11 protein-coding genes are annotated in these 12643 nt (G+C 60.8%); 1 reads left to right on the top strand and 10 read right to left on the bottom strand.

Annotated features, from left to right (window positions below; genetic code table 11):
- Positions 1-9: 9 nt before the first annotated feature.
- Entirely contained in the window at positions 10-1224 is a 1215-nt protein-coding gene (gene serB / locus KUIN1_RS03030; RefSeq protein WP_003402884.1) for a phosphoserine phosphatase SerB, read from the bottom strand.
- Positions 1225-1354: 130 nt separating this feature from the next.
- Here serB and KUIN1_RS03025 point away from each other — a divergent pair, with 130 nt between their 5' ends.
- A complete protein-coding gene (locus KUIN1_RS03025; protein ID WP_003402883.1) occupies positions 1355-2896 on the top strand; it encodes a HAMP domain-containing protein in 1542 nt (513 codons plus the stop codon).
- A gap of 334 nt (positions 2897-3230) precedes the next feature.
- On the opposite strand, the gene KUIN1_RS03020 is transcribed toward KUIN1_RS03025, so the two are convergent.
- The 9 genes from KUIN1_RS03020 to KUIN1_RS02980 form a co-directional block, all read right to left on the bottom strand.
- The gene (locus KUIN1_RS03020; RefSeq protein ID WP_024641182.1) at positions 3231-3926 is read right to left on the bottom strand and encodes a PqiC family protein; all 696 of its coding nucleotides are present in this window, start codon (positions 3924-3926) and stop codon (positions 3231-3233) included.
- 183 nt (positions 3927-4109) lie between these two features.
- Positions 4110-6365, bottom strand: a complete 2256-nt coding sequence (parC, locus tag KUIN1_RS03015) for a DNA topoisomerase IV subunit A (RefSeq protein ID WP_003402881.1) — start codon at positions 6363-6365, stop codon at positions 4110-4112.
- A gap of 10 nt (positions 6366-6375) precedes the next feature.
- A complete protein-coding gene (locus KUIN1_RS03010) occupies positions 6376-6855 on the bottom strand; it encodes a retropepsin-like aspartic protease family protein (RefSeq protein ID WP_161632433.1) in 480 nt (159 codons plus the stop codon).
- 38 nt (positions 6856-6893) lie between these two features.
- Positions 6894-7871: an esterase-like activity of phytase family protein gene (locus KUIN1_RS03005; RefSeq protein ID WP_032657139.1), complete on the bottom strand. Its 978-nt coding sequence runs from the start codon at positions 7869-7871 to the stop codon at positions 6894-6896.
- Positions 7868-9772, bottom strand: a complete 1905-nt coding sequence (gene parE, locus KUIN1_RS03000; RefSeq protein WP_003431952.1) for a DNA topoisomerase IV subunit B — start codon at positions 9770-9772, stop codon at positions 7868-7870. Before parE ends, KUIN1_RS03005 begins: the two co-directional genes overlap by 4 nt.
- 76 nt (positions 9773-9848) lie before the next feature.
- Complete coding sequence (locus tag KUIN1_RS02995; protein WP_024641181.1) at positions 9849-10466, bottom strand: YqiA/YcfP family alpha/beta fold hydrolase; 618 nt, start codon at positions 10464-10466, stop codon at positions 9849-9851.
- An 88-nt stretch (positions 10467-10554) separates the two neighbouring features.
- On the bottom strand, positions 10555-11361 hold the full coding sequence (cpdA, locus tag KUIN1_RS02990; protein ID WP_080434055.1) for a 3',5'-cyclic-AMP phosphodiesterase: 807 nt from the start codon (positions 11359-11361) through the stop codon (positions 10555-10557).
- A gap of 145 nt (positions 11362-11506) precedes the next feature.
- Positions 11507-11959, bottom strand: coding sequence for a DUF1249 domain-containing protein (locus tag KUIN1_RS02985; RefSeq protein ID WP_002551796.1), 453 nt, complete (start codon positions 11957-11959; stop codon positions 11507-11509).
- Positions 11950-12567, bottom strand: a complete 618-nt coding sequence (locus tag KUIN1_RS02980) for an NUDIX domain-containing protein (protein ID WP_003402866.1) — start codon at positions 12565-12567, stop codon at positions 11950-11952. Before KUIN1_RS02980 ends, KUIN1_RS02985 begins: the two co-directional genes overlap by 10 nt.
- Positions 12568-12643 lie beyond the last annotated feature (76 nt).

Genomic DNA, 12643 nt, shown 5'->3' with positions numbered 1-12643 from the left:
GCCTGAGCGTCAGCGCTTTCCCTCGCGGTCGCGCAAGCCCAGCAGATACAGCACGCCATCGAGCCCCAGCGTCGAGATGGCCTGCTTGGCCGATTGCTTGACCAGTGGCTTGGCGCGAAACGCTACACCCAGCCCGGCAATCGCCAGCATCGGCAGGTCATTGGCACCGTCGCCGACCGCGATGGTCTGCTCCAGGCTCAACCCTTCCTTGTGGGCCAGTTCGCGCAACAGATCGGCCTTGCGCTGCGCATTGACGATCGGCTCGACCGCTACGCCGGTCACCTTGCCGTCAACCACTTCCAGCTCATTGGCGAAGACATAATCAATGCCCAGCTTTGCTTGCAGCTGCTTGGCAAAATAGGTGAAGCCTCCCGACAGAATCGCCGTCTTGTAACCCAGCCGCTTGAGCTCGGAGAACAGTGTTTCAGCACCTTCGGTCAAACGCAGGGACGCGCCGATTTCATCCAGCACACTCACGTCTAGGCCCTTGAGCAAAGCCAGACGTTCCTTGAAGCTTTCGCTGAAATCCAGTTCGCCGCGCATGGCACGTTCGGTAATCTCGGAAACCTGCTCGCCGACGCCTGCGGCCTTGGCCAGTTCGTCGATGACTTCGGCCTCGATGAGGGTCGAGTCCATGTCGAACACCGCCAGGCGCCGGTTGCGGCGGAACAGCGAGTCCTGCTGGAACGCGATATCGACGTCGAGATCCTGGGCGACCGCGAGAAATTCGGCCTGCATGGCTTTCGGGTCGGCGGGCTCGCCGCGCACGGTGAACTCGATGCAGCCCTTGCCCTTGTCAGCCGGGGTGTCGAGCGGCATGCGACCGGACAACCGGTCGATCTGATCGATATTCAGCCCGTACCTGGCAGTGATGGCGCTGACGCGCTGCAATTGCTCGGCCGTGACTTTGCGGGTCAGCAGCGTAACGATGTGGCGCGCCTTGCCCTGACCTTCGACCCAGTGTTGATAGTCGGTTTCGGACACCGCAGTGAAACGGACTTGCTGATCCAGTTCGTAGGCGGTGAACAGGATGTCCTTGAGCACCGAGGATCCCTGCACGGTATCCGGAATTTCAACCAGGATGCCGAACGACAGGGTGTCATGGATCACCGCCTGACCAATATCGAGAATGTTCACGCCACCTTGGGCGAGGACGCCGGTGATGGCTGCAGTGAGACCGGGACGGTCGACACCGGTGATGTTAATCAGGACGATTTCGCGCAAGGCGCACCCCCGCAGTGGAAAAAAAACGCATTCTAACCACATTCAGTGACCACCGGGCACAGGCAGCGCTTTGCCGCCACTGGGTCGCTCGTTATACTGCGCGACAACTTCACCGAAAGAGCCGTGCTCTGTGAACCGGCCCACGCCCGTTAAAACCGATAATTTCTTCCTGCTCATCTTTCGTGCCCTGCGTCATCGCCGTGTACCGATCGCTTTGCGCATTGCCAGCCATAACGTGATCCTGGTCGCTTTGGCGCTGGTGATCTACGCCGGAGTCATGGGCCTGCAGTTCAAGCAGGCCATGCATGAACAGGCTGATGCGCTGGGGCAGGCCCTGACCACCCAGACCGCCACCTCGGCTACCGAGCTGTTGGTGTCCAACGACATCCTCAGTCTCAACGTGCTGCTGGGCAATCTGGTCAAGAATCCGCTGGTCGCGCATGCGGCTATCTACAGTGTGGATAACCGCATCCTCGCGGAGGCCGGCCAGCGCCCGAAAAACGGGCTTCTGGGGGAAGCTCAGGGCCTGTATGAAATCAAGATCACGTTCCAGGACGTGATGGCGGGCCATCTGCGTATCAGCCTCGACATGTCGCAGTTCCAGCAGCCGCTGACCATCAGCCTGCAGAGCATGGGCATTCTGGCCGGTATCCTGCTGGCCCTGGCGCTGGCCCTGAGTCTGCGCCTTGGCCGCCACATCTCCACGCCACTGATGCAGATGCGTATCTGGCTACGCGATATCGACCCGTACACACCCGCCACTGATCGCCAGGATGAAATCGGTGATCTGGCGCGGCAGCTGCGCACCTCGTTCGCGCCGCCGGTGCCGGAGCCAGAACCGCTGCCCGAGCCCGAGTATGACGGCGAGGAAGACGACAGCGAAGATCCGTATCTGGAGCCGGAAGAGAAGCCTGCGCCAGTGGTTTCAGCTCGTAGCAGCGAAGCAAAACCGCGCTTGCCGGCACCACCGGTGCAGCGCCGCATCGTTGCCGAGGAAGATGAAGACGACGATGAGGATCCGTTCGCCGATCTGCGCGACCACTCGGACAACTCACCAGCCGTTCGCCCGGCGGCTGCCTCGGTAGCGCCGGTCGAGCCGCACAACAGTGCAGTGCTGGCCGTGCAGCTGGGTGCACAGGATCAATTGCGTCGCCTGCCGCGTGCACGCCTTACCGAATTGCTGCAACGCTACCGCGACTGCCTCGATCAGGCCGCCTCGCTGTATGAAAGCGAGCTGCATACGCTGAATGACGGCAGCACGCTGATGCTGTTCCACAGTCACGAAAGCGGTGATGACTACCTGACCAACGCGATCTGCTGCGGCGAGCTGTTGCGCGCACTCAGTCATGCCTTGCAGATCGAGGTGGCCGATAGTGGCATCACCTTGCAACTGCAACTGGGCCTGACGCTGGGTGAAGGCTTGAGCGGTCTGAGCCAGATCGATCTGTTGCTGACCGAAACGGCGCAGGACGCACTGGCGCTGTCTCAGCACAGCCGCAACCTGCTGCTGGTCGAACGCCGCATCAACGACGATCCGTTGATCCGCCAGCGCGCCCGCATCCGCCCGATCGCCAGCCCGGAAGGTGCCTGCTGCGTAGAACGCCTGATGGAGCCCTACCCGTCGATGCTCGAGCGCCAGCTGGCGCGCATGCACGAATCCAACAAGGCCTGATCCTCTCCTCCGCTCACGCTTGAAGTGAGACGCTTGTGCCCATGCTCTGCGTGGGCATATCGCTCTGAATGCTCCGCATCCGATACTGACCAACCTGTCCCGGCGCAAACAGATGACGCGGAGCGTCATGACCGGCATTCCCACGCGGAGCGTGAGGAACGATAGGTGTCCGCAAGATCACCATCGCACCCATGCTCCAGCGTGGGCATGCCGTTCTGGACGCTCTGCGTCCTATCCTGACTGTGCGAAGCGTCAGGAACGCTGGGGCGTGGGAACCAGAGATGAGCGCCCAACAAAAAGCCCGCATCGCTGCGGGCTTTTTGTTGGGCCAATCCTAGAAGCGGAACACTTCAAGATCGGTGCGTATGGGGGAAGCCAGCGGAATTCTTGGCTTGTCAGGCTCTTTGGCCTTGGCGACAGGCGTTTTTTTCGGCTCATCGAGCGCCTGCCAGGAAATCGGCTTGATCGCCGTGCTGACCTGATCAGCCAGGCGCTGCAACAGCATACCCTGGGCCTTGACCTGATCGGCAGAGCTGCCGGCGTGGACTTGTTCCAGGTGAACCAGTCGGCTGTCACGGACATGGCCCTTACGGTCCAGAAGACGCCATTGCGCATCCAGTACCGCAGGCTGCTTGGCCCCTGAGTCCAGACGGGTGATGGACAGCACGACCTGAACATCGGGCGTGAAACTGGCCGTCGCAGGCGCCATGACGACGCGCTGGCTGTCGAGCTTCCAGGCCAGCTGACGCAAGAGCAACTGATCTATATCCGAAGACAGGTTGCCCGCCCAGCGCCCATCGGACGAAGCGGTCAAGGTCCCGTCAGGCTGGCGTTGCAGCAGGGTTTCGCGTTGCAGATAGTCGGCCACCGAAACAGGACCCAGCAAAACTGCCAGACCACTACTCTGTTTCGGCTGACCAGGCTCACCACTATCGAGCTGATAAAGCGCGGTCGGCTGGCGCACACTGCAACCAGCCAGACCCAGAACGCCCGTCATCAGCAGGATCAAGGGAAGGCGTAGAAAATTCATCATCCCATCCAGGTGGCCGTCCAGAGACAGGCCACAGTATAAGTACTTTCAAGACCCATGCAGGCACTGAGCCACGCATGCACCCCAAGACCCCATATCATCCGTGAATATGCACCATGACTCCAGCGATTATGCATCGTACTTCATGGCAAAACGAAGAACCTTGGTGCCAGATCAATGTTTTCAGCTATTTTCCACCAATAATGCATCGACCCTCTGGAAGCCCCTTGGCAGTTTATTGCCACGTCTGCCGCGCTCCCCCTTGTAATGTTCGAGGTCTTCAGGTTTCAGCGACAGCGTTCGTTTGCCCGCCTGAAGTACCAGCGTAGCGCCTTGTCCGATCACCGCAAGATCGGTCACATACTCTTCACGACTGGCCACCCGCTCGCCCGGAATGCCAATGATTTTGTTGCCCTTGCCTTTGCCCAGCTGCGGCAAATCGCTGATCTTGAACACCAGCAGGCGGCCTTCGGTGGTCACCGCCGCCAGCCAGTTCTGCTCACGATCAGGCACAGGGCGAGGCAGGATGACTTTCGCCCCGGCCGGCAGGCTCAGCAACGCCTTGCCCGCCTTGTTCTTGGCTTGCAGGTCTTCGCCTTTGACGACAAAACCATAACCGGCATCCGACGCGATCACGTACAACGCATCATCTTCCGGCAGCAATACGCATTCGAAGGTCGCACCCGGTGGCGGTTGCAGCTTGCCCGTCAGCGGCTCGCCCTGGCCTCGCGCAGAGGGCAGGGTGTGGGCGGCAACCGAATAGCTGCGCCCGGTCGAGTCGATGAACACGGCGAACTGATTGGAGCGGCCGATGGACGAGGTCTTGAAACCATCCCCGGCTTTATAGGAAAGCCCGGTCGCATCGATGTCGTGGCCCTTGGCACAGCGTACCCAGCCTTTTTCCGACAGCACGACAGTCACCGGCTCGGTGGGCATCAATTCGTTTTCAGACAGCGCCTTGGCTTCGGCACGGGCAACGATGGGCGAACGACGCTCGTCGCCATAGGTTTCAGCGTCGGCAATCAGTTCGGCACGCACCAGCTTGCGCAGCTTGGACTCACTGCTCAACAGCGCCAGAAGCTTGGCCTGCTCTTTGCGCAGGGCATCCTGTTCGCTGCGCAGCTTCATCTCTTCCAGGCGCGCCAACTGACGCAGACGGGTGTCGAGGATGTAATCGGCCTGAATTTCCGACAGATCGAAACGCGCAATCAGCTCCGCCTTCGGATGCTCGGCGGTACGGATGATGTGAATCACTTCATCGAGGTTCAGGTAAGCCGTGAGCAAACCGTCCAACAGGTGCAGACGATGCTCGACCTTGTCCAGACGGAATTGCAGACGGCGACGCACCGTACCGATGCGGAACGTCAGCCATTCGCCGAGCAGTGTCTTGAGGTTCTTGAGCTGCGGCTTGCCATCCAGACCGATGATGTTGATGTTCACCCGGTAACTGGATTCCAGCTCGGTAGTGGCGAACAGGTGCTGCATCAGCTCGTCCAGCTCAACCCGATTGGAGCGCGGGATGATCACGATACGGCAAGGGTTCTCGTGGTCCGACTCGTCGCGCAGGTCGGCAACCATCGGCAGCTTCTTGGCCTGCATCTGCGCGGCGATCTGTTCCAGCACCTTGGCACCGGATACCTGATGCGGCAGTGCGGTGACGATAATGTCGCCATCTTCGATGCGATAAACCGCACGCATGCGCACAGAGCCACGTCCGGTCTCGTAGATTTTCAGCAGGTCGGCACGCGGCGTGATGATTTCCGCTTCGGTCGGATAGTCCGGCCCCAGAATGTGCTCGCACAGCTCGGCAACCGTGGCCTTGGGATCGTCCAGCAGGCGAACGCAGGCACTGGCGACTTCGCGCAGGTTATGCGGCGGCACATCGGTCGCCATACCGACGGCAATGCCGGTGGTGCCATTGAGCAGGATGTTCGGCAGACGTGCCGGCAACACCGCGGGTTCGTCCAGCGTGCCGTCAAAGTTCGGCACCCAGTCAGCGGTGCCCTGACCCAGTTCACTGAGCAGGACTTCCGAGTAGCGCGACAGACGCGCCTCGGTGTAGCGCATGGCGGCAAAGGATTTGGGATCATCCGGCGCACCCCAGTTGCCCTGCCCGTCCACCAGCGTGTAGCGATAGCTGAACGGCTGAGCCATCAGCACCATCGCCTCGTAACAGGCCGAGTCGCCGTGCGGGTGGAACTTGCCGAGCACGTCGCCGACGGTACGCGCCGACTTCTTGTGCTTGGCGTCGGCACCCAGGCCCAGTTCGCTCATCGCGTAGATGATGCGTCGCTGAACAGGCTTCAGGCCGTCACCGATATGCGGCAAGGCACGGTCCATGATCACGTACATGGAGTAGTTGAGGTAGGCCTGTTCGGTGAAGTCCGCCAGTGATCGGCGTTCTACACCATCCAGGCTGAGGTCAAGGGAGTCGCTCATGCGGGCCTCATTATTTCGTTGACTGGCGCAGCAGCAAATTGCCGCCACGCTGTGTGAATTCGAGTTGTTTCATTGCGCTCATACCCAGCAGCACCTGTTCACCGTCCAGACCGGGCGCCACCAGGGCGCGCACATTGGTCAGGACGATATCGCCCAGTTGCAAGCGGTCAAGCGTGGTCCGAAAACCCTGACTGTTACCATTGGCCGTACTGACCGTGACCGGAAAGCCACGCTTGAGCCCCAGGCGGTCAGCCATATCACCGGGTACGGCCACATCGGTCGCCCCGGTGTCGATCATGAACTCCACTGTCCGGCCGTTGATCTGGCCGGTCGTGACGAAGTGCCCCTGTCGGTTGCCTGCCAGCTGCACTTCTATATAGCCGTCACCGTGTTGCGAGGTGACCACGGCGTTGGGATTCTGCTGCCGGTCTTCCCAATCGCCGAAAAAGCGCGTCGCGAGAAACAGACCGGCCGCCCAAGCCATGATCATCAGCACCTTGCCAGCGCGCTTGCCGGGCTGCACGTCGCTCACTGCCCGGCACTCCAGCCCGCCTCAGGCGCAGCGAAACGCCAGACGATCGGGCGTTTCTCACCGTCGGCACGCACACCGAAATTATTGTCGATGCCGATCCACGCGCCCTTCTCGTCCACCACCAGTGCCTCGGTCAGCCCGTAGGGTTGATCGTAACGACGCGACGGCACCATGGCTTCCTTGGCGAACGACCAGCAACGCTCGATCTGCCCGGTTTCGAGATCACGCCGACAGATGCGATACACCGCACGTTCCAGCGTGAACAGCTTGCCGTTGTACAACGACACATCAGAAAAATCCGTCGACACCTTTTTGCTGCCCTGCTCCGGCGGCAACGCGTCCAGACCGGACTCGGACAGCAGCACGCAGCTTTGCCCGCAGGTCCACTGCTCCTTGTCGCGTTGCACCACCAGCAAGCCGCGCTTCTCGCGTTCGGCCGCCAGCCAGAGACGGTCGCCTGCCGGACTGACGGCAATCCCTTCGAAAATCGCGTTGAAACGCTGCAACATGCCCTGAGCCCGCGCCTGATCCACCAGTTCCTTCGGCAAATCCAGCCAGAACGGTTTGCCACTCACCGGAACCTTGAGCACCGTGCCATAAGCCTCGCTGACCAGATAGCGATTGCCGGCTGCATCACAGCTGACACCCTCGAAATCCAGACTACCGCCGCGTATCAGCGCGGAAAGCCCGGCCATGAAACGCAACTTCAACGGCAGATAGCTTTGTGGCGCAGGTGCGTCAATATGATGTGACTGAGCCTTCCAGGTGTCTTGCGACACATCCAGGCTGTACAGCACATCGTCGTCACGGTCGGACACGGTCCACAGCTGGCCATTGCACATCGCCAGACCTGACAGATTGCCACCCGCCATGTCGTCCACCGGATGCTCGGATTGCAGCTTCAGGGCCTCGAGTGGCGCAGCGACAACCGGCGCGGCAATCAGGATCAGGGCGGCGAGCCAGGCTCGTATCAAGTCAGGACCTCGGCAAGGTTGCCCTTGGATTCGAGCCAGGACTTGCGATCACCTGCACGCTTCTTAGCCAGCAACATGTCCATCATTTCCGACGTGGCTGCGAAATCATCCAGCGTGAGCTGCACCAGGCGCCGGGTGTTCGGGTCCATGGTGGTTTCGCGCAACTGCGGCGGGTTCATTTCACCCAGGCCCTTGAATCGGGTGACCTGCGGCTTGCCACGTTTCTTTTCAGCGACCAGACGGTCAAGGATCCCGTCACGCTCGGCTTCGTCCAGCGCGTAGTAGATTTCCTTGCCCAGGTCGATCCGGTACAGCGGCGGCATGGCGACGTACACATGCCCGGCGTCAACCAACGGGCGGAAGTGCTGCACGAACAAGGCACACAGCAGCGTCGCAATGTGCAGACCGTCCGAGTCGGCGTCAGCCAGGATGCAGATCTTGCCGTAACGCAACTGGCTGATGTCGGCTGCGCCGGGGTCAACCCCGATGGCCACGGCAATGTTGTGGACTTCCTGACTGGCAAGCACTTCGCCGCCATCGACTTCCCAGGTGTTGAGGATTTTGCCGCGCAGCGGCAGGATCGCCTGGAACTCCTTGTCGCGAGCCTGCTTGGCGGAACCGCCGGCAGAATCACCCTCGACCAGAAACAGTTCGGAGCGTGCCGGGTCCTGTCCGGCACAGTCGGCCAGCTTGCCCGGCAATGCCGGCCCTTGGGTGATGCGCTTGCGCTCGACCTTCTTGCTCGCCTTGAGGCGCCGACCGGCGTTGTTGATCGCCAGATCGGCCAGTTGCAGGCCCAGCTCGGAGTGCGTGTTGAGCCACAGGCTGAACGCATCCTTGACCACGCCGGAGACGAACGCCGCCGCTTCACGGGACGACAGACGTTCCTTGGTCTGCCCGGAGAACTGCGGCTCCTGCATTTTCATCGACAGGACGAAGGCAATGCGTTCCCAGACGTCTTCCGGGGCCAGCTTCACACCACGCGGCAACAGGTTGCGGAACTCGCAGAACTCGCGCATGGCATCCAGCAAACCCTGGCGCAAGCCGTTCACGTGGGTGCCGCCCTGCGCGGTCGGGATCAGGTTGACGTAGCTTTCCTGAACGCTGTCGCCCCCTTCGGGCAGCCAGAGCAACGCCCAGTCGACCGCTTCCTTGTTACCGGTGAAGCTGCCGCAGAACGGCTCGTCCGGCAGGCGCAGGAATTCGGTGACCGAGTCCTGCAGGTAGGAACGCAGGCCGTCTTCGTAATGCCACTCGACTTTCTCGCCGCTGGATTTGTCTTCGAAGCTGACCAGCAGACCCGGGCACAGAACCGCCTTGGCCTTGAGCACATGCTTGAGACGGCTGACAGAAAACTTCGGTGTATCGAAATACTTCGGATCGGGAGCGAAATAGACGCTGGTCCCGGTGTTGCGCTTGCCAACGGTGCCGACGACCGCCAGTTCGGTGGCCTTGTAGCCGTCAGCGAAGGTCATCTCATATTCGTTGCCATCACGCTTGACCCGCACCCGAACCTGAGTGGACAGCGCGTTGACCACGGAAATGCCCACGCCGTGCAGGCCGCCGGAGAACTGATAGTTCTTGTTGGAGAACTTGCCGCCTGCGTGAAGCTTGGTGAGGATCAGCTCGACGCCGGACACGCCTTCTTCCGGGTGGATGTCCACCGGCATGCCGCGGCCGTCGTCGGACACCTCGAGCGAATTGTCGGCATGAAGGATGACCTGTACCGAACGCGCGTGGCCGGCCAAGGCTTCGTCGACGCTGTTGTCGATGACTTCCTGAGCCAGGTGGTTGGGCCGCGAGGTGTCGGTGTACATGCCCGGACGTTTACGAACCGGATCGAGGCCCGAGAGGACTTCGATGGCGTCTGCGTTATAAGAGCTAGCGCTGGGATTGGCCATGGGTTCTCGATATCAATCTTTCATGGAATTTCGGGGGTTCAATGTTCTTGCATTCATGTGACCGGGCATCGATCACCTACAGCGCCGACAGATCGATCTTCTGCAACAGATCGGGGGCAAATCCGGCAACGGTCAGCAGTGCTGGCATGTGCTCGGCAAAGCCCTGAAAGCTGTGGTCGCCGCCCGCCTGAATACGCAAGGCGCAGTTGCGGTAAAACTTCTCGGCACGACGATAATCGAGCGTCTCGTCACCGGTCTGCAACCACACCTGAAACTGCTGCGGATCCTGCGGCGCGGGTACCTCCAGCTCGGCCAGCGCCCGAATATGGTCTTCGGTCAACTGCCACTGCTCGCCGGTGTACAGGTTCTGTTGCACGCCGAGAAACCCGTCGAACAGCTGATGCGGATTGACTGCCGGGTTGATCAGCACCGCCTTGAGGCCGTGCCGCTGCGCCAAATGAGTCGCATAGTAGCCGCCGAGGGAGCTGCCGACCAGTAATGGCCGTCCCAGCGCCGTGATGGCCGCTTCAAGCTGGAGCATGGCCTGACGCGGATGGTGATGCAGTTCAGGGACTTGCAGACGATCAGCCAGACCCAGGGACTTCATCAGCGCGCTCAACTGACAGGCCTTTCTCGACAGGGCCGAGCTGTTCAAGCCATGGATGTATAGCAGTGAAGGTGTATCGCTCGTCACGCTGTCGCTCCCGGGTGCAAGGCAAAGCCGTGTAGTTTACAGGGACTTACGCTACAGCACCTCACCGGAAACGTATCCGCCTGCCCGATCAATAGCCGGTGCCGCCGTAATCGACCTCGAATTCCAGGCCGACCACTCGGGAAACAGCCGTTTCCAGCCGTCCATCGTCGTGCAGTCGCAGCCAGCGATAGCCCGGCGCCGTGGTGTCCACCTTGAAATCCACACTGCCCGGGGCGAATTGAATGCAGGTCGAAGGCGACGCCAGCAGGCGCACACCGTTACGCATCTGATCGAACTCCTGATGCACATGGCCCCACAGTATGGCGCGAACCTGCGCAAAACGATCGAGCACGGCAAACAATGCATCGGCATTGCGCAAGCCGATCGGCGCCATCCACTCACAACCAATCGCCACCGGGTGATGGTGCAAACAGATCAGATGATGCCGATCAGGCGCTTCGCTCAGCGACTGCTCCAGCAACTGCAATTGCGTGTCCGCGAGAAAACCCGGCACCGAACCAGGCACCGCCGAATCCAGCAGCGTCACCCGCCACTGACCGATGTCCACCACAGGGTCGAGCAGCCCGTTATGCTGCGCAACCTGCTCCATCTGCGGCAGTTCGTCGTGATTACCGGCGAACCAGCGCGCTGGCGCATCGATCCGCCCGCTTATCCGACGAAACGCTTGGTAAGACTCAACGCTGCCGTCTTGGGAGATATCGCCGCTGGCGACCACAAGATCGATGTGTGGCTGCTCGGCCAGCACCTGATCAACGACTTTTTCCAGACTGTCGCGGGTGCTCATACCCAACAACGCACCGTCCGCCTCGGCGAACAAGTGGCTGTCGGATAGCTGGACCAGCAAAACTGACGACGAAAGGGCTGCGCTCGGCAAGACCGTCTCCCAGAGAGGATTCAGCGCGATTATGTGATGCGGCAGCGAGCGGGTAAACCGGGAATGTGCGTGCGGACGAGCATTTGGTCACATTTGCTGATTCACGGTCTTGGGTGGCAAGAACCATCAGTGTGTCGAGAAGCGATCAGCGCACCGCCTCAAACTCATGCCCACACGCCAGGCAGTGACTCAGCCATTCGCCCAGAAACAGGTTGAGCTGGGCCTTTTCGTCTGGCTGGTGCATGTCGGCATTGGGGTAGGGATAGATGCCGCGAAAGCGCCTCGCGTGTTCGGCGCCGATGACTTCGGCCATGCGGGCGTCGTGATAGACCTGTACTTCGAGCACTGGCACCGGCAGCCACGGCAGGCTGTGTTCCTGGCGGACTTGCAAGGTGGTGGTGTACGGGCAGTCGAGCAACACTTCGACGGCCAGTACGCCCAGCATCTGATCACCCTGGGTAACGGCGACGCGGCGTGAGCGCTGTTCGTTGCGCATGTCGGGCAACAGGCGCATCAGGCGCGCGTAGTTGGCCTCGCACGCAGCCTGCAGTCCGGCAAGATCGACACGGTAGCGCTCGCGCAATAGATTCACGACCATAAACCCCTTATCTCGGCACGATTCAGCGCCAGCCATTGCAAGGCGATGATCGTCGATGCGTTCTTGATTGTTCCGTCTTTCATCGCCTGCAATGCGTCATCGAATGACCAGACTGTTACCCGGATGTCTTCACCTTCGGCCTCCAGCCCGTGCAAGCCGCCCGCCCCTTCACTGCTGCAACGCCCCAGAAACAGGTGAACGAACTCGTCGCTGCCACCCGGCGAGGGGAAGTATTTGGTGATCGGCCACAGCGCTTCGAACTTCAGCCCAGCTTCCTCCTCCGCCTCGCGATGAGCAACTTCTTCCGGCTGCTCGTCCTTGTCGATCAGACCTGCGACCAGTTCGACCAGCCAGGGGTTGTTGGTCTTTTTCATGGCGCCTACACGAAACTGCTCGATGAGCACCACTTCGTCACGCTTGGCGTCATAAGGCAGCACGCAGACGGCGTCGTGGCGAACGAACAGTTCGCGGCTGATTTCCTTGCTCATCCCGCCGGCGAACAATTCGTGGCGCACATGCAGCTTGTCCAGCTTATAGAAGCCCTTGAAGCAGTTTTCACGCTTTATGGTTTCAAAAGCGCTTGGTGCAGATCGTGTGGTCTGGGTCATGGGTTTCTCGCTGGCCGCCGTGTTTGACATCGGGCCATCCTAACGCGCATCGGCAGTCAGATGCAGCCCCCTTGAA

Origin of the sequence: Pseudomonas sp. KUIN-1 (assembly GCF_009176725.1) — a bacterium.
GTDB classification, from domain to species: Bacteria; Pseudomonadota; Gammaproteobacteria; order Pseudomonadales; family Pseudomonadaceae; genus Aquipseudomonas; species Aquipseudomonas fragariae.
The sequence above is the reverse complement of the archived record's forward strand: the minus strand, read 5'-3'. Positions and strand labels throughout refer to the sequence as shown.

Coding starts and splice junctions, on each gene's coding strand:
- KUIN1_RS03020 (WP_024641182.1), bottom strand. CDS start 3,926: ATGAATTTTCTACGCCTTCCCTTGATCCTGCTGATGACGGGCGTTCTG.
- parC (WP_003402881.1), bottom strand. CDS start 6,365: ATGAGCGACTCCCTTGACCTCAGCCTGGATGGTGTAGAACGCCGATCA.
- KUIN1_RS03010 (WP_161632433.1), bottom strand. CDS start 6,855: ATGATCATGGCTTGGGCGGCCGGTCTGTTTCTCGCGACGCGCTTTTTC.
- parE (WP_003431952.1), bottom strand. CDS start 9,772: ATGGCCAATCCCAGCGCTAGCTCTTATAACGCAGACGCCATCGAAGTC.
- KUIN1_RS02985 (WP_002551796.1), bottom strand. CDS start 11,959: ATGGTCGTGAATCTATTGCGCGAGCGCTACCGTGTCGATCTTGCCGGA.
- KUIN1_RS02980 (WP_003402866.1), bottom strand. CDS start 12,567: ATGACCCAGACCACACGATCTGCACCAAGCGCTTTTGAAACCATAAAG.